Source organism: Magnetococcales bacterium, from assembly GCA_015231925.1.
Classification (GTDB): domain Bacteria; phylum Pseudomonadota; class Magnetococcia; order Magnetococcales; family JADGAQ01; genus JADGAQ01.
In genome coordinates, this window is sequence record JADGAQ010000109.1 from 1 (window position 1) to 14003 (window position 14003).

General features: G+C 55.3%; 29 protein-coding genes. All 29 read right to left on the minus strand.

Translation table 11 applies throughout. The annotated features are described in order from the left end of the window. Positions 1 to 177 precede the first annotated feature (177 nt). On the minus strand, positions 178 to 546 hold the full coding sequence (gene rplQ, locus HQL56_12365) for a 50S ribosomal protein L17 (protein MBF0310311.1): 369 nt from the start codon (positions 544 to 546) through the stop codon (positions 178 to 180). An 11-nt stretch (positions 547 to 557) separates the two neighbouring features. Next, entirely contained in the window at positions 558 to 1580 is a 1023-nt protein-coding gene (locus HQL56_12370; GenBank protein ID MBF0310312.1) for a DNA-directed RNA polymerase subunit alpha, read from the minus strand. A 28-nt stretch (positions 1581 to 1608) separates the two neighbouring features. Next, positions 1609 to 2235: a 30S ribosomal protein S4 gene (rpsD, locus tag HQL56_12375; GenBank protein ID MBF0310313.1), complete on the minus strand. Its 627-nt coding sequence runs from the start codon at positions 2233 to 2235 to the stop codon at positions 1609 to 1611. Positions 2236 to 2269: 34 nt separating this feature from the next. Further along, entirely contained in the window at positions 2270 to 2665 is a 396-nt protein-coding gene (rpsK, locus tag HQL56_12380) for a 30S ribosomal protein S11 (protein MBF0310314.1), read from the minus strand. A 36-nt stretch (positions 2666 to 2701) separates the two neighbouring features. Further along, positions 2702 to 3082: a 30S ribosomal protein S13 gene (gene rpsM, locus HQL56_12385; GenBank protein MBF0310315.1), complete on the minus strand. Its 381-nt coding sequence runs from the start codon at positions 3080 to 3082 to the stop codon at positions 2702 to 2704. Between the two features lie 98 nt (positions 3083 to 3180). After that, positions 3181 to 3297 carry a 50S ribosomal protein L36 gene (gene rpmJ, locus HQL56_12390; protein ID MBF0310316.1) on the minus strand — a complete coding sequence of 39 codons (117 nt, stop codon included), beginning with the start codon at positions 3295 to 3297 and terminating at the stop codon, positions 3181 to 3183. Between the two features lie 35 nt (positions 3298 to 3332). Beyond that, a complete protein-coding gene (secY, locus tag HQL56_12395; GenBank protein MBF0310317.1) occupies positions 3333 to 4634 on the minus strand; it encodes a preprotein translocase subunit SecY in 1302 nt (433 codons plus the stop codon). 33 nt (positions 4635 to 4667) lie between these two features. After that, positions 4668 to 5141: a 50S ribosomal protein L15 gene (gene rplO, locus HQL56_12400; protein MBF0310318.1), complete on the minus strand. Its 474-nt coding sequence runs from the start codon at positions 5139 to 5141 to the stop codon at positions 4668 to 4670. Positions 5142 to 5173: 32 nt separating this feature from the next. Further along, a complete protein-coding gene (rpmD, locus tag HQL56_12405) occupies positions 5174 to 5350 on the minus strand; it encodes a 50S ribosomal protein L30 (GenBank protein MBF0310319.1) in 177 nt (58 codons plus the stop codon). Between the two features lie 7 nt (positions 5351 to 5357). Next, a complete protein-coding gene (rpsE, locus tag HQL56_12410; protein ID MBF0310320.1) occupies positions 5358 to 5873 on the minus strand; it encodes a 30S ribosomal protein S5 in 516 nt (171 codons plus the stop codon). 11 nt (positions 5874 to 5884) lie between these two features. Further along, positions 5885 to 6250 (minus strand): 50S ribosomal protein L18, encoded by a 366-nt coding sequence (locus tag HQL56_12415; protein ID MBF0310321.1) that lies wholly within the window; start codon positions 6248 to 6250, stop codon positions 5885 to 5887. A gap of 11 nt (positions 6251 to 6261) precedes the next feature. Continuing rightward, positions 6262 to 6801, minus strand: coding sequence for a 50S ribosomal protein L6 (gene rplF / locus HQL56_12420; GenBank protein ID MBF0310322.1), 540 nt, complete (start codon positions 6799 to 6801; stop codon positions 6262 to 6264). 14 nt (positions 6802 to 6815) lie between these two features. Next, positions 6816 to 7211 (minus strand): 30S ribosomal protein S8, encoded by a 396-nt coding sequence (gene rpsH, locus HQL56_12425; protein MBF0310323.1) that lies wholly within the window; start codon positions 7209 to 7211, stop codon positions 6816 to 6818. A gap of 71 nt (positions 7212 to 7282) precedes the next feature. Next, positions 7283 to 7468, minus strand: a complete 186-nt coding sequence (locus tag HQL56_12430) for a type Z 30S ribosomal protein S14 (GenBank protein MBF0310324.1) — start codon at positions 7466 to 7468, stop codon at positions 7283 to 7285. Between the two features lie 18 nt (positions 7469 to 7486). After that, positions 7487 to 8026 (minus strand): 50S ribosomal protein L5, encoded by a 540-nt coding sequence (gene rplE / locus HQL56_12435; GenBank protein MBF0310325.1) that lies wholly within the window; start codon positions 8024 to 8026, stop codon positions 7487 to 7489. A gap of 57 nt (positions 8027 to 8083) precedes the next feature. Then, positions 8084 to 8413, minus strand: coding sequence for a 50S ribosomal protein L24 (rplX, locus tag HQL56_12440; GenBank protein MBF0310326.1), 330 nt, complete (start codon positions 8411 to 8413; stop codon positions 8084 to 8086). An 8-nt stretch (positions 8414 to 8421) separates the two neighbouring features. Beyond that, on the minus strand, positions 8422 to 8790 hold the full coding sequence (rplN, locus tag HQL56_12445; GenBank protein ID MBF0310327.1) for a 50S ribosomal protein L14: 369 nt from the start codon (positions 8788 to 8790) through the stop codon (positions 8422 to 8424). A gap of 39 nt (positions 8791 to 8829) precedes the next feature. Further along, positions 8830 to 9072 carry a 30S ribosomal protein S17 gene (gene rpsQ / locus HQL56_12450; protein MBF0310328.1) on the minus strand — a complete coding sequence of 81 codons (243 nt, stop codon included), beginning with the start codon at positions 9070 to 9072 and terminating at the stop codon, positions 8830 to 8832. Beyond that, complete coding sequence (gene rpmC, locus HQL56_12455; protein MBF0310329.1) at positions 9072 to 9281, minus strand: 50S ribosomal protein L29; 210 nt, start codon at positions 9279 to 9281, stop codon at positions 9072 to 9074. The genes rpsQ and rpmC overlap by 1 nt, the downstream gene beginning before the upstream one ends. Beyond that, positions 9281 to 9700: a 50S ribosomal protein L16 gene (gene rplP, locus HQL56_12460; protein ID MBF0310330.1), complete on the minus strand. Its 420-nt coding sequence runs from the start codon at positions 9698 to 9700 to the stop codon at positions 9281 to 9283. Before rplP ends, rpmC begins: the two co-directional genes overlap by 1 nt. A gap of 14 nt (positions 9701 to 9714) precedes the next feature. Further along, positions 9715 to 10353, minus strand: a complete 639-nt coding sequence (gene rpsC / locus HQL56_12465) for a 30S ribosomal protein S3 (GenBank protein ID MBF0310331.1) — start codon at positions 10351 to 10353, stop codon at positions 9715 to 9717. A gap of 39 nt (positions 10354 to 10392) precedes the next feature. Continuing rightward, positions 10393 to 10734 (minus strand): 50S ribosomal protein L22, encoded by a 342-nt coding sequence (rplV, locus tag HQL56_12470; GenBank protein MBF0310332.1) that lies wholly within the window; start codon positions 10732 to 10734, stop codon positions 10393 to 10395. Between the two features lie 11 nt (positions 10735 to 10745). Then, complete coding sequence (gene rpsS / locus HQL56_12475; GenBank protein MBF0310333.1) at positions 10746 to 11021, minus strand: 30S ribosomal protein S19; 276 nt, start codon at positions 11019 to 11021, stop codon at positions 10746 to 10748. Positions 11022 to 11050: 29 nt separating this feature from the next. Beyond that, positions 11051 to 11887: a 50S ribosomal protein L2 gene (gene rplB, locus HQL56_12480; protein MBF0310334.1), complete on the minus strand. Its 837-nt coding sequence runs from the start codon at positions 11885 to 11887 to the stop codon at positions 11051 to 11053. A 31-nt stretch (positions 11888 to 11918) separates the two neighbouring features. Further along, the gene (gene rplW, locus HQL56_12485; GenBank protein MBF0310335.1) at positions 11919 to 12218 is read right to left on the minus strand and encodes a 50S ribosomal protein L23; all 300 of its coding nucleotides are present in this window, start codon (positions 12216 to 12218) and stop codon (positions 11919 to 11921) included. Beyond that, positions 12215 to 12838: a 50S ribosomal protein L4 gene (gene rplD, locus HQL56_12490; GenBank protein MBF0310336.1), complete on the minus strand. Its 624-nt coding sequence runs from the start codon at positions 12836 to 12838 to the stop codon at positions 12215 to 12217. Before rplD ends, rplW begins: the two co-directional genes overlap by 4 nt. Positions 12839 to 12844: 6 nt before the next feature. Then, positions 12845 to 13498, minus strand: coding sequence for a 50S ribosomal protein L3 (gene rplC, locus HQL56_12495; GenBank protein MBF0310337.1), 654 nt, complete (start codon positions 13496 to 13498; stop codon positions 12845 to 12847). A gap of 70 nt (positions 13499 to 13568) precedes the next feature. Then, on the minus strand, positions 13569 to 13877 hold the full coding sequence (gene rpsJ / locus HQL56_12500) for a 30S ribosomal protein S10 (protein MBF0310338.1): 309 nt from the start codon (positions 13875 to 13877) through the stop codon (positions 13569 to 13571). Between the two features lie 46 nt (positions 13878 to 13923). Further along, the coding region (locus HQL56_12505; protein MBF0310339.1) for a hypothetical protein at positions 13924 to 14003 on the minus strand (80 nt) is incomplete at its 5' end.

A 14003-nucleotide genomic window follows, 5' to 3' on the forward strand; every position in this document is an offset into this window, starting at 1 on the left:
ATAATCGCCCCCGGACCCCCGTATTAATGAACGAATGAAACAGAAATGGAATCACTCGCCAGTCTGAACCGAATTCCCAGCCCCGTCGGAATCACCGGGAGTGGCGCCCGTGGAAAAGTCAAAAAAAAACCCGGCCTGAGGCCGGGTCTTTTTTGTGACGAACCAGTGACACGGCGGCTATTGAGCCGCTTCACGATCCACAAATTCGATGATCGACATGGGCGCACAATCGCCATACCGAAAACCGGTTTTCAAAACCCGGGTGTAGCCGCCTTGGCGCGCCTTGCTCCGCTCCGCAACGACGGAGAAGAGGCGATAGACCAGATCCTTGTCCTGCAAAATCTGGAAAGCCGCGCGACGGGATTCAAGATCACCACGCTTGCCCAGGGTAACCAGACGATCCGCCTCACCGCGCAGCTCCTTGGCGCGCGGCAACGTGATTTCGATCCGATCATATTTGACAAGGCTGCGAAGCAGCTGCGCAAAAAGGATTTTTCTCTGGGCGCCGTTGCGATTCAGCTTCCGCCCGCTTTCACGGTGTCTCATGTTACCTCACCTCAGAAGTGTTCTTCTTCGAACTGACGCGCCAGCTCTTCGATATTCGCAGGGGGCCATCCCTCAAGCTGCATGCCGAGACTCAGGCCCATCTCCTCAAGGACTTCCTTGATTTCATTCAAGGATTTCCGCCCGAAATTCGGGGTTTTCAGCATTTCGGCTTCCGTCTTGCCAACCAGATCACCGATATAGACGATCTCGTCATTCTTGAGACAGTTGGCCGAACGCACCGACAATTCCAACTCGTCGACCTTGCGGAAGAGGTTGGGATTCCACTTGGGAGAGGAATCGTCCTTCTTAGGTTCATCCAGCGGCACATCATCGAAATTGATGAAGGGGTTCAGTTGATCCTGAAGAATCTTGGCCGCCAAAGCGAGCGCATCTTCGGGGGAAACCACCCCGTTGGTTTCAATATCCATGATGAGCTTATCGTAGTCGGTTTGCTGCCCGACGCGGGCATTTTCCACCCGATAAGCCACCCGTTTCACCGGGTTGAAACTGGCATCGATGGGGATTTCCCCGATCGTGTTCGGCTGATCTTCTTCACGCACCCGGCCGCCGCGCATGTACCCTTTTCCGGTATTGACGGTCATGTGCATACGCAACTTGCCACCTTTGTTGATCGTGGCAATGTGATGATCCGGATTGAGGATCTCGACATCGTGACCGCATTCGATGCGGCCGGCGGTGACGATCCCCTCTTCCGAGACGTTCAGCATAATGGTTCGGGTGCCGACGCCACTGGCCTTGATGGCAAGACCTTTGACGTTGAGGATAATCTCGGTAACGTCCTCAAGCACACCCGGAACGGTGGAAAACTCGTGCAGCACTCCTTCGATCCGCAGACTGGTGACAGCCGCCCCTTGAAGGGAGGAGAGCAGCACACGACGCAACGCATTACCGAGAGTGGTTCCAAAACCCCGTTCGAGGGGTTCAGCGATCAAGGTTGCTTGGTAGCGAAGGTTTCCCTCGCCACTCAAGTCGATTTTCCGAGGTTTGATCAGCTCAGTCCAGTTTCTATACATTCTCGATCCCGGGATACGTTATCTGAAATTACTTGGAATACAGTTCGATCACCAGGTTCTCGTTGAAGTCGGCAGGCAAATCGCTACGCGCCGGAGTCTGACGGAAGATACCCGACATCTCGTTGACGTTCACCTCAACCCATGGAGAGAATCCACGTTTGCTTGCGGCTTCGAGGGATCCCTTGAGGCGCAGGTGCCCTTTGGCCTGCGGAGCCACACTGATACGGTCTCCAGGGCGAACCAGATAGGACGGGATATTGATGGTGTCATCATTCACCCGGATCTGTTTCTGGCTGACGACCTGACGCGCTTCAACCCGGGAACAGGCAAAGCCCATCCGGAAGACCACGTTGTCCAAGCGACGCTCCAGCAGGGTCAACAGGTTTTCACCGGTAACACCCTGCATGCGCGACGCTTTCTTGAAGGTATTCAGAAACTGCTGCTCAAGCAACCCGTAGGTACGCTTAATCTTCTGTTTTTCCCGAAGGTGCACACCGTAGTCGGAAACTTTGCGACGACGCTGCCCATGCTGACCGGGAATATAACTGCGACGCTCCAGGGCACACTTATCCGAGAAGCACTTTTCCCCTTTCAGAAAAAGCTTGGTCGCTTCGCGCCGACATAAGCGGCATTTGGGTCCAAGGTAGCGAGCCATCTTTTTTCGTCTTCTCCTGTATCAATCCCGACCGTCAGACCCGACGCCTTTTAGGAGGCCGACATCCGTTATGTGGAATGGGGGTCACATCTTGCACGAGAGAAATATTGAACCCAACGGTAGCCAGAGCGCGCAAAGCCGATTCACGCCCGGAACCCGGCCCCTTGAGCCGAACTTCCAGATTGCGCATGCCATGTTCCATCGCCTTTTTCCCGGCGTTTTCAGCAGCCATCTGGGCTGCGAATGGCGTCGACTTGCGGGAACCCTTGAACCCTTGAGCACCCGCCGAACCCCAGGAAATAACGTTCCCATGGGTATCGGTAATCGTGATTACGGTATTGTTGAACGTGGCCTGAATGTGGGCGATGCCACTGGCGACATTCTTTTTTTCCTTCTTACGTACCCTTTGAACCTTGCCAGAACTGGCCATTTTCGCTTTCTACCTCTTCTTCAGCATGGTGTCTGATTACTTCTTCTTGGCCGTCTTCTTACCGGCAATAGGCTTGCGCGGTCCCTTACGGGTACGAGCATTGGTGTGGGTGCGCTGTCCGCGAGTCGGCAATCCTTTACGATGCCGAAGTCCGCGATAGCTGCCCAGATCCATCAATCTCTTGACGTTCATGGCCACCTGGCGGCGCAGGTCACCTTCGACCGTGTGATCCGCATCGATAATGGCGCGGATCTTGGCGATGTCACCGTCCGACAGTTGATGCACACGGGTATCGGAGGAGATGCCAGCTTTTTCCGCGATCGTTTTCGCGGTCTCCCGACCGATGCCATAGATATAGGTCAAAGCAATTTCAACGCGCTTATTGACCGGAATGTTGACCCCAGCAATACGAGCCACCTGCTATCCTCCGGACTGATGCTGTTAAAACCTCCCGGGAGGTTTCCCGGTCGATCTCCGTGCCGTGCCTGATCAGTTGGCCAGGCTATGAAACCATCTCAACCCTGGCGTTGACTGTGCTTGGGGTATTTGGGACAGATCACCCGTAAGGTCCCACGCCGTTTGATAATTTTACAGTCCCGACAGATGGTTTTTATCGAAGCACGCACTTTCATTTCAGACCCCGTCTCACACTCAAGTCGTCAACCGATTATCGCCCGCGAATCTTCGCCCTGCGCAACAGTCCTTCATACTGCCGCGAAATCAGAAACGACTGAATCTGCGCTGCGGTATCCATGGTCACACCCACCACAATCAGCATGGAGGTGCCACCAAAGTAGAAAGGCACGTTATAATTGGCGATCAGTATCTCCGGGAGCAAACAAACACCCGCTACATAAGCCGCCCCGATAAACGTCAACCGGGTCAAAATCGTGTCCAGGTGTTCCGCCGTTTTCTGCCCTGGACGGATCCCCGGGACGAACCCGCCGTACTTGCGCAAGTTGTCTGCCGTCTCTTCGGGGTTGAAGACCACCGCCGTATAGAAGTAGCAGAAAAACACAATCGCCATCGCATAGAGGATCATATGCGGTATCTGACCAGGGGCCAGATAGGTCGCCATGGAACTCAACCACTCCCATGGCGAAAAGTTGGCTATTGTAGCAGGAAACAGAATGATGGAGCTAGCAAAAATCGGAGGAATCACACCGGACGTATTCACCTTCAACGGAAGGTGGGTGTGCTCCCCTCCAACCATACGCCGACCGCTTACCTGACGTTTGGCATACTGAACGGTAATGCGTCGCTGCCCTCTTTCCATAAAGATGATAAACGCCGTAACGGAGACGGACATCACCAGAAGGAAAAGGACGAACAGCGGTTGCAAATCCCCGGTCCGGGCCAACTGCAACGTCTGCGCCAGGGCAACGGGCAGGTTGGCCACAATCCCTGCATAAATGATCAGCGATATGCCATTACCGATGCCGCGTGAGGTGATTTGTTCCCCGACCCACATGATGAAAGCTGTACCCGCCGTCAAAGTGATCACCGTCATGATACGGAATGACCACCCCGGCTGCACGACCACCGCCATGCTGCCCGCATGCATCTGCTCCAAGCCGTAAGCAATGCCGAAACCCTGGAAGATCGAGAGAACCACCGTGCCGTAGCGCGTATACTGATTAATGCGCCGGCGACCGGACTCACCCTCTTTTTTGATGGCTTCCAAGGTCGGAAAGACCGCTGTCATCAACTGCAAAATGATCGACGAGGAGATGTAGGGCATGATGCCCAGGGCGAACACCGTCAATCGGGACAACGCCCCGCCCGAAAACATGTTGAACATACCCAGAAGCGTGCCCTGCTGCTGGGCGAAAAAAGCAGCGAGGGCATTCGGGTCGATACCGGGAGTGGGAACATGAGCCCCGATCCGGTAAACGATCAACATACCAAGGGTGAAGAGTATCCGGTTCCGCAACTCGGGGATCTTGCCCAGATTGGCAAGGCCGGACATCGGTGACGGGGGCGCTCCTGCGTAGGTCATCCCTTACGCATCCCCACAAAAAGTTACTTCGGGGACGACAACACGGCCACCGGCAGCTTCGACCTTGGCTTGGGCACTCACGGAACACCGGTCGACGTGAATCACCATGGCGCGCGTCAGCTCCCCATTGGCCAGCAACTTAACCCCGTCAAACTGGCCCTTGCGCAACAGACCCTTCTGCTTGAGCAATTCCAGCGTCACCTCGGTTCCGGCAGCGATATCGGAGGCTTCCAAATCCTGTAGTGAGAGTACGGAAAACTCCTTACGGAAATGGTTCTTGAAGCCACCTTTGGGCAAACGCCGCTGCATTGGCATCTGTCCACCTTCGAAGCCGATCTTATGGAAACCACCGGAACGCGCCCGTTGGCCCTTGGTGCCTCGACCCGCAGTCTTCCCGTTGCCGGAACCGGTCCCGCGCCCTTTGCGCTTGGGATCCTGGCGGCTGCCAGGAACGGGTTGAAGCTGATTCAATCTCATCTCACTCTACTCCAGAAGAACGATTTCCCGATCTACAGAATCGTGACCAGATGGTGCACCTTGGCAATCATGCCGCGGACGGCCGCATTGTCCGGAAGCTCACGTACCTGCTGCATTTTGGTCAGCCCCAGACGACGCACGGTGTCCTTCTGCGGTTGGGGATGGCCAATTACGGATCGCGTCAATTTAACCTTAACGGTAGCACTCATCTCAACCTCAGGCTCGAAGCTTCTCAACAGTGATGCCACGACGCGCAGCCATCTCCTCGGGTGAACGAATCCGGGAAAGCGCATCAAACGTTGCCTTGATCAGATTGTGCGGATTCGAGGTTCCGGTGGATTTGGCCAGAACATCGCTCACCCCGAGGGCCTCGAAAACCGGACGCATGGAACCCCCGGCAATGATGCCGGTACCTTCCGAAGCCGGACGAAGCACAACGGACCCGGCGCCATAATGTCCTATGATCTCATGATAGATGGTCCGCCCCTCTTTGATGGGGATTTCCACCATGCTCTTCTTGGCCTTGTCGGTAGCTTTCCGGATGCTCTCGGGAACTTCCTTGGCCTTCCCGAGACCATACCCCACCATGCCCCGGCCATTACCGACCACAACCATGGCGGAGAAACTGAACCGGCTGCCACCCTTGACCACCTTGGCAGTCCTTTTGATGACCACCAGCTTCTCGGTGAGTTCCTCGTTCTGCCAATCTATCGAACGTGGGCTGCTTGACATGTCATATCCACCTAAAATTCGAGGCCGGCTTCACGGGCCGCATCCGCCAGTTGCCTGGTACGTCCATGATAGAGAAAGCCACCTCTGTCGAAGACGACTTGCTTGATGTTGGCAGCAAGGGCTTTTTCAGCGATCACCCGACCGATCAGGGCAGCGGCTTCACAATTTCCACCATTCTCCAACTTACCCTTGATTTCGCTATCGAGGGTCGAGGCGGAAACCACCGTCTGGCCCTTTTCGTCGTCGATCACTTGGGCATAGATGTGCCTGGCACTACGGAAAATGGACAGGCGCATGCGGTCCCCACGAACCTGGGAAATCTTATAACGAACACGCCCTGCCCGAAATTTACGCGATTCCAACTTTGCCTTGGCCATAGCGAACCCCACTACTTCTTCTTCTTTTTGCCGACCTTCTGAATCACATACTCACCCGCATACCGGATACCCTTGCCCTTGTACGGCTCTGGCGGACGGTAGGCCCGGATCTCGGCGCAGATACGTCCAAGGATCTCCTTGTCGTACCCCTCGATCTTGAGCAGGGTGTTCTTATCCACGGTAACCGTGATCCCAGGCGGGATCGGATAGTTCACGGGATGAGAGAACCCAAGGGAAAGGTTGAGAAAGTTGCCTTGCACGGCGGCACGATAACCCACACCGATGATCTCAAGGTTCTTCACAAAGCCGTCGCTGACACCGACGACCATGTTCGAGAGCATCGCCCGGGCCATCCCCCAATCCGGCTTGACCTCTTTGATGTCACCGTTGGGACGGACCACCAACTTGCCGCCGTCCTGAGTGATTCCGACAGTCTCGGGAAAGGTACGAACCAACTCGCCTCGCTTACCTTTGACCGTAACGGTCTGATTCTCAATCCCGACCACAACCCCGTTGGGGATTGGTACTGGTTGTTTTCCGATTCTCGACATGGATCAGGCCCGCCCTAGAAAACGGTACACAGAAGTTCGCCGCCAATACCTTCCTTGCGGGCTCTCCGACTGGAGAGTACCCCCTTGCTCGTGGAAAGGATCGCGATACCCATTCCCTGAAAAACCCGGGGAATCTCGGTTTTATTGACGTACAGCCTGCGACCGGGACGGCTGCAGGTACGAATCTCTTCGATAACGGGCCGGTTGCGATGATACTTGAGCGTGATGCGCAACATCTTGCCAGGCCCCTCTCCGAACGTGGCACATTCGGCGATGTAGCCTTCTTCGAGAAGGATCTTTGCAACCATCTCCTTGAGCTTCGAGGCCGGGACGTCAACCGTCTCCTTGCGAACTCGCTGCCCGTTTCGGATCCTGGTCAACATGTCGGCCACGGGATCGGTCATACCCATTAAAGCTACTCCGTTACGTCGCGTTGTGAGTCTTGAAAGTCATCAGCCGGTCTATCTACGACCGTCGTCCTCTACCACGATGCCTTCACCACACCCGGAATCTCACCGCGCAGCGCCAGTTGGCGCACGCAGATGCGGCACATGCCAAACTTGCGCAGATAACCGCGCGGCCGTGAGCAACGACCGCAGCGATTATATTTCCGGACGCCGAATTTCGGCTCTCTTTTGCATTTAGCAATCAGCGACTTCTTGGCCATGCGATGTTCCTTTTATCCCTAGTTCCGGAAAGGCATCTTGAATCCACGCAGCAGGGCCTTGGCCTCCTGGTCGGATTTAGCCGAGGTCACGATGACAATATCCATGCCACGGATCATATTGACCTTATCGTAGTCAATCTCCGGAAAGATGATCTGCTCTTTGACTCCGAGAGAATAGTTGCCGCGCCCGTCAAAGCTGCTGCTGGGAACACCACGAAAGTCCCGAACCCTTGGCAGCGCCATGTTGATCAGGCGGTCCATGAACTCGTACATTCTCTCACGGCGCAGGGTAACACAGCAACCGACAGGCTGCCCTTTGCGGATCTTGAAGCCGGCAACCGACTTTTTGGCAAGGGTGACGACGGCCTTCTGGCCGGAAATGGCGGTTATCTCGTCAAGCGCACCCTGAAGGGCGTTCTTGTCGGTAGCAGCCTTTCCCACACCCATGTTGATGACCACCTTCTCAAGCCGGGGTACCTGCATGATATTGCGGTAACCGAATTCCGTCATGAGGCTTGGTACGATCTCTTTCCGATAAGTCTCTTTCAACCGCGCCATTTTCCAGATTCCCTCAACTCTCAAGCTGCCTGCCCAACAAGCCCGGTGATAAACCTATCAGCGGTCCAATACTTCCCCAGACTTGACGGCCACACGCACCTTGCGCCCATCATCCAGGAACTTCTTCCGGATACGGCTTCCCTTACCACTCGCCGGGTCCAGAATCATCACATTGGAAATGTGAATGGGTGCCTCCCTTTCAACAATCCCGCCACTCTGATCCTTGCGCGGCTTGGTATGCCGTTTGATCATGTTGACTTTCTCGACGACGACGGACGAGGCGTCCGGAACCACCCGAAGGATGCTTCCTCTCTTGCCCTTGTCCTTGCCGCTGATGACGACTACCTGGTCGCCCTTTTTCAGGCTTGTGGAAAATTGATTATTCATCATGCCACCTACAAAACCTCGGGCGCCAGAGAAACGATCTTCATGTAATTCTTGGCCCGCAACTCTCTGGTGACCGGCCCAAAAATACGGGTACCAACCGGTTCGCCGGCAGCCGTGATCAGCACCGCTGCATTGGTGTCGAACCGGATGAAGCTGCCATCCTTGCGAATGACCTCTTTTTTGGTCCGCACCACAACCGCCTTGGCAACATCCCCCTTCTTGACCTTGCCACGCGGCAGCGCAGACTTGATGGCGACGACAATCACATCACCCACACCGGCGTAGCGCCTTTTCGACCCACCCAGTACCTTGACGCACTGAACCTTCTTTGCCCCAGAATTGTCAGCGACATCAAGAATGGTTTCCGTCTGTATCATGGACCAATCCTCTCTTTAACAATCCCAGGGGATCGCCGCTCAGGAACCACTTTCAGAGCCAACAACCGCCCAGGTCTTATCTTTGCTCAGGGGACGGCTCTCCTCAATGGAGACCACATCACCGACCTTGCAGCGATTGCTCTCGTCATGGGCCTTGTACTTCTTCGACCGTTTGACGATCTTGCCGTACAGAGGATGACGAACGCGACGCTCAACAAGAACCACAACCGTCTTATCCATCTTGTCGCTAACGACAGTTCCCTGCATCACTCGCTTCGGCATCACTTCACCTCGTCGCGGGCGTTCCCGCGCTTTTCAGTCAGCAACGTGTTGATCCGCGCAATGTCGCGCCGCACATCCCTAACCCGGGCGGTGTTCTCCAACTGGGAAGTTGCCGCCTGAAACCGTAAATTGAACGCCTCTTTATAGAGCCCTTTCAACTTATCCGCAAGCTGGGACTCATTCAAGCTTCTCAGTTCAGACGCCTTCATCAGTCCCCTCCCCCAGTCCGCGACACAAATTTGGTTGGGATTGGCAGCTTGGCGCCGGCAAGCGTCATGGCTTCACTGGCCAGCTCGGCGGTCACGCCATCCATCTCGTACAGAATGCGCCCTGGCTTGACCCGCGCAGCCCAGAACTCGGGATTGCCCTTACCTTTACCTTGCCGGACTTCCGGTGGCTTTTTGCTGACTGGAACGTCGGGGAACACCCGAATCCAGATGCGTCCACCTCTCTTGATCTTACGGGTCATGGCACGACGGGCGGATTCGATCTGACGTGCCGTCAGTCGTCCGGGTGCCATCGCCTTAAGTCCAAAGTCCCCGAAGCTCAGATCCGATCCACGGTAAGCGAGTCCATGAATACGACCCTTGTGGGCCTTTCTGAATTTGGTCTTTTTCGGTTGAAGCAACATGGCCTACGCCCTTACCCGGCTCTCTTCTCCATAATTTCACCCTTGTACACCCAGACCTTGACCCCGATGATACCGTAGGTCGTTTTGGCCTCGGCGAAACCGAAATCGATATCGGCCCGCAAGGTGTGCAAGGGAACCCGCCCTTCCCGGTACCATTCCATCCGGGCAATTTCGCTGCCACCCAGACGACCCGAGCAATTCACCCGAATCCCGAGCGCACCCAGACGTATGGCTGAGGTGACCGCCCGTTTCATGGAACGACGAAAAGCTACCCGCCTCTCCAGCTGTTGCGCCACACTTTCGGCAACCAACTGGGCTTCCGCTTCAGGCTTGCGAACTTCGACGATATTCAACTGAACGTCGGTGTTCGCTACCTTGAGAATATCTTCTTTCAGCTTCTCGATATCGGCGCCTTTTTTCCCGATGATGATGCCGGGACGCGCGGAGAAGATATTGATCCTTGCCTTCTTGGCCGGACGCTCGATTACGATCTTGGAGATGCTGGCATGACCAAGTCGAGCCTTTAACCACTTACGCAACTTGATATCTTCAAGCAACGTGGCGGCATACTCTTTGTCCGCATACCAACGGGTATCCCACGTTTTGGTGATGCCAAGACGAAAGCCTATCGGGTGAACCTTTTGCCCCATTGTTCTCTCCGAATAAAAACCCTACAAGGACCCCTTCGTTCAATTCCCGTCTTGGGCGCTAACGCCAATGGTGACGTGAGAGGAACGTTTCAGAATACGGTTGGCCCGCCCTCTGGCTCGGGGGCGAATCCTCTTCAACATCGTGCCCTGGTCGACGGTGGCCCGGGAGACGATCAACTGATCGACATCCAACCCGAAATTGTTCTCGGCGTTACCCATCGCAGAGCGAAGGACTCCGAGAATGTCTCGAGCAATCCGTTTATGGGAGAATTCAAGCGCACGAACCGCTTGATCCACCTTCAATCCACGGATCAGATCAATCACTAACCGAGCTTTACTCGGAGAAATCCGCAAATTCGTGAGTCTGGCAGTCGCTTCCATGGAGAGGTCCTCTACCGGCGTGCTTTCTTGTCAGCCCCGTGCCCATAATAGGTCCGAGTGGGGGAAAACTCACCCAGTTTATGCCCGACCATATTTTCGGTCACCAACACCGGAATGAACTTCCTCCCGTTGTGAACCCCGAAAGTGAAGCCGACAAAATCCGGAATGATGGTCGAACGACGTGACCACGTTTTGATCAGTTCCTTACGATTATCCTGACGAAGCTTGTCCACCTTCTTCAGGAGAAACGTCTCAAAAAATGGGCCTTTTTTGATGGAGCGTGCCACTACCCACCTCTCTTCGTTAGTCTGAACTGCTAGACCTTACGCCTGCGCATGATCATGCTATCAGACGTCTTATTCCTCTTGCGGGTCTTGTGCCCCTTTGTAGGCACACCCCAGGGGGTGCAGGGATGCCGACCACCCGAGGTTTTACCCTCACCACCGCCATGTGGATGATCTACCGGGTTCTGCGCCACGCCCCGAACAGCCGGACGAATGCCCATCCAGCGCGAACGCCCAGCCTTGCCCAACTTGACGTTGCCATGATCGGGGTTGGAAACCAAACCGATGGTCGCCATGCAATCCAATGGCACAAGCCTCATCTCGCCGCTGGGCAGCTTCAGTTGGGCCAGACGCCCTTCCTTACCCATCAACTGGGCATAACTGCCTGCCGTTCTGGCCATCTGTCCGCCCTTGAGGGGCTGCATTTCGACATTATGGACGATGATGCCCACCGGCATGTTACGCAGGGGCATGGCGTTGCCAGGCTTTACTTCCAATACCGCCTGTCCGCGACTCGCCAGAACCTGATCGCCGACATTCAGCTTTTGAGGAGCCAGAATGTAGCGTTTCTCACCATCGGCGTAGTGCAGCAGGGCGATAAACGCCGTGCGGTTCGGATCGTACTCCAGTGCGGCAACCTTGGCCGGTATGTCGTGTTTGTCCCGCAAAAAATCGACAACACGGTACCGCCTTTTGTGGCCGTCCCCCTGGTGCCGAACGGTCATCCGGCCAAGGTTGTTGCGACCACCAGTGCTGTGCAACGGGCTTAAAAGAGACCTTTCCGGTTCTTTTTTGCTCAGCCCGGCATAATCAACACTCACCTGGTGCCGTTTGCCTTTAGATGTGGGCTTGTAGTGCTTAAGCGGCATGATTACAGTCCCGTCTCAATGCAATTCAGTTTCAGCCTTGAGCATAGAAGTCGATGCTCTGACCATCCGCCAGCCGGACAAGGGCCTTTTTCCAGTGGTTTCGACGTCCCTGCAGACGACCGAACCGCTTTTTCTTGCCCTGGATGTTCATGGTCTGAATATCCGCAACAGACACGCTGAACATCTTCTCAACAGCCGCTTTGATTTGCGCCTTGTTGGCCCAGACGGCAACCCGAAAAACCACCTGATTCGACTTTTCAAGGCACATCGTGGACTTCTCCGAGATCAGAGGGGAGTCCAGAACCTTGAATAACTCAAAGGCGTCACTCATACCAGCCTCTCTTCCAATTTCTGCAGGGCAGCCTCGGTAACCAGAAGGTTCCGATGGGCCAAGACATCGTATACGTTGACGCCTTCAACCCGGATAACACTGACGTCAGGCAGGTTTCGCGCGGAGAGCATGATGGTACGATCTTCTTCGGCCAAGACGATCAACGTCGAGCGCCCAGCACCAAGCCCCTCCAGCCGATTCAGCAGATCCTTGGTCTTGACACCGGACATTCCGAAATCATCGATACAGGTCATCTCTCCCGCCGCAATTTTGGCAGACAAGGCAATCTGTAAACCAAGGCGCCGCACCTTCTTCGGAACTTTGATCGAGTAGTCCATGGGCTTCGGACCGAAGACCACTCCACCCGTCCGGTATTGTGGAGCGCGGATGGTACCCTGCCGGGCATTACCCGTTCCCTTTTGCCGGTATGGTTTACGACCACCGCCGGAAACGTCGCTCCGCCCCTTGGCACAGGCCGAACCGGTGCGCCGTTTGGCCATCTGATAAGTAACGACCATGTTCAGAATGTCGCCACGCACCTCACGACCAAACACCACCGGGTTCAACTGAATGGTCTTCAGTTCCCGGCTGCTGATGTCCTTGACTGGAAATTCGATCATGGCTTATCAACCTGCCTGTTCGGGCTTTGCCATTTTGACGGCATCTTTGATCAGAACGATCCCACCTTTGGCACCAGGAACGCTGCCCTGTACGACCAGAAGGTGATTTTCAACATCGATCATCTGAACCACAATGTTCTGCGCCGTAACGGTATCATCACCCATGTGCCCTGCCATTTTCTTCCCGGGAACAACGCGACCGGGGGTTTGGCACTGGCCAATGGAGCCGCCGGAACGGTGGATCTTATGAGCGCCATGGCTGCCACGACCGCCACCGAAGCCCCACCGTTTCATAACACCGCCAAAGCCCTTCCCGATCGAGCGCCCGGTGATGTCGACGAACTGTTTCGTCTCAAAGTGCGAGACCAGCAGTTCCTGACCGACTTCGTACCCGCTCGGATCCGTGACCCGGAACTCTCGCACAACCCGCCTGGGCGTAACACCCGCCTTGGCGAATTGCCCCTTTTCAGGCTTTGAGACCCGTGACGGCTTCATCTCTTCAAAGCCAAGCTGAACCGCATCGTATCCGTGCTTTTCCTGTGTCTTGGTTGTCACCACAACACACGGCCCGGCTTCCACCAAGGTAACGGGAACTCGTTGCCCGTCACTGGAGAAGATTTGGCTCATGCCAAGCTTTCGACCAATCAAACCCGCTCGCATTGGAACCCCACCTTTCACAGTGGTTAAATGACTTATCCGCCGAGTAGACTGATCTGACCCTAGGATCAGATCAGAGCTTGATCTCGACATTAACTCCAGCGGCCAGATCCAACTTCATCAAGGCGTCCACCGTCTGCGGTGTCGGATTGATGATGTCGATCAGACGCTTATGGGTGCGCAGTTCAAACTGCTCCCGTGATTTCTTGTCGACATGCGGCGACCGCAACACCGTGTAGCGGTTGATCATGGTCGGCAAAGGAATCGGCCCTCTGATATCAGCGCCGGTTCTGCGAGCCGTTTGGACGATTTCGCCCGCCGACTGATCCAGAACGCGGTGATCAAAGGCTTTGAGCCGAATACGAATCTTCTGGTTCTCCATCCGATACTACCCCGTCAGTTCAACAACTTCCGACTCCAGGATGAACCTACTCGATAACCGCCGTAACAACGCCGGCACCCACCGTGCGGCCACCTTCGCGGATAGCGAAGCGAAGACCCTGTTCCA

Coding starts and splice junctions, on each gene's coding strand:
- rplQ (MBF0310311.1), bottom strand. CDS start 546: ATGAGACACCGTGAAAGCGGGCGGAAGCTGAATCGCAACGGCGCCCAG.
- HQL56_12370 (MBF0310312.1), bottom strand. CDS start 1,580: ATGTATAGAAACTGGACTGAGCTGATCAAACCTCGGAAAATCGACTTG.
- rpsD (MBF0310313.1), bottom strand. CDS start 2,235: ATGGCTCGCTACCTTGGACCCAAATGCCGCTTATGTCGGCGCGAAGCG.
- rpsK (MBF0310314.1), bottom strand. CDS start 2,665: ATGGCCAGTTCTGGCAAGGTTCAAAGGGTACGTAAGAAGGAAAAAAAG.
- rpmJ (MBF0310316.1), bottom strand. CDS start 3,297: ATGAAAGTGCGTGCTTCGATAAAAACCATCTGTCGGGACTGTAAAATT.
- secY (MBF0310317.1), bottom strand. CDS start 4,634: ATGTCCGGCCTTGCCAATCTGGGCAAGATCCCCGAGTTGCGGAACCGG.
- rplO (MBF0310318.1), bottom strand. CDS start 5,141: ATGAGATTGAATCAGCTTCAACCCGTTCCTGGCAGCCGCCAGGATCCC.
- rpmD (MBF0310319.1), bottom strand. CDS start 5,350: ATGAGTGCTACCGTTAAGGTTAAATTGACGCGATCCGTAATTGGCCAT.
- rpsE (MBF0310320.1), bottom strand. CDS start 5,873: ATGTCAAGCAGCCCACGTTCGATAGATTGGCAGAACGAGGAACTCACC.
- HQL56_12415 (MBF0310321.1), bottom strand. CDS start 6,250: ATGGCCAAGGCAAAGTTGGAATCGCGTAAATTTCGGGCAGGGCGTGTT.
- rplF (MBF0310322.1), bottom strand. CDS start 6,801: ATGTCGAGAATCGGAAAACAACCAGTACCAATCCCCAACGGGGTTGTG.
- rpsH (MBF0310323.1), bottom strand. CDS start 7,211: ATGGGTATGACCGATCCCGTGGCCGACATGTTGACCAGGATCCGAAAC.
- HQL56_12430 (MBF0310324.1), bottom strand. CDS start 7,468: ATGGCCAAGAAGTCGCTGATTGCTAAATGCAAAAGAGAGCCGAAATTC.
- rplE (MBF0310325.1), bottom strand. CDS start 8,026: ATGGCGCGGTTGAAAGAGACTTATCGGAAAGAGATCGTACCAAGCCTC.
- rplX (MBF0310326.1), bottom strand. CDS start 8,413: ATGAATAATCAATTTTCCACAAGCCTGAAAAAGGGCGACCAGGTAGTC.
- rplN (MBF0310327.1), bottom strand. CDS start 8,790: ATGATACAGACGGAAACCATTCTTGATGTCGCTGACAATTCTGGGGCA.
- rpsQ (MBF0310328.1), bottom strand. CDS start 9,072: ATGCCGAAGCGAGTGATGCAGGGAACTGTCGTTAGCGACAAGATGGAT.
- rpmC (MBF0310329.1), bottom strand. CDS start 9,281: ATGAAGGCGTCTGAACTGAGAAGCTTGAATGAGTCCCAGCTTGCGGAT.
- rpsC (MBF0310331.1), bottom strand. CDS start 10,353: ATGGGGCAAAAGGTTCACCCGATAGGCTTTCGTCTTGGCATCACCAAA.
- rplV (MBF0310332.1), bottom strand. CDS start 10,734: ATGGAAGCGACTGCCAGACTCACGAATTTGCGGATTTCTCCGAGTAAA.
- rplB (MBF0310334.1), bottom strand. CDS start 11,887: ATGCCGCTTAAGCACTACAAGCCCACATCTAAAGGCAAACGGCACCAG.
- rplW (MBF0310335.1), bottom strand. CDS start 12,218: ATGAGTGACGCCTTTGAGTTATTCAAGGTTCTGGACTCCCCTCTGATC.
- rplD (MBF0310336.1), bottom strand. CDS start 12,838: ATGATCGAATTTCCAGTCAAGGACATCAGCAGCCGGGAACTGAAGACC.
- rplC (MBF0310337.1), bottom strand. CDS start 13,498: ATGCGAGCGGGTTTGATTGGTCGAAAGCTTGGCATGAGCCAAATCTTC.
- rpsJ (MBF0310338.1), bottom strand. CDS start 13,877: ATGGAGAACCAGAAGATTCGTATTCGGCTCAAAGCCTTTGATCACCGC.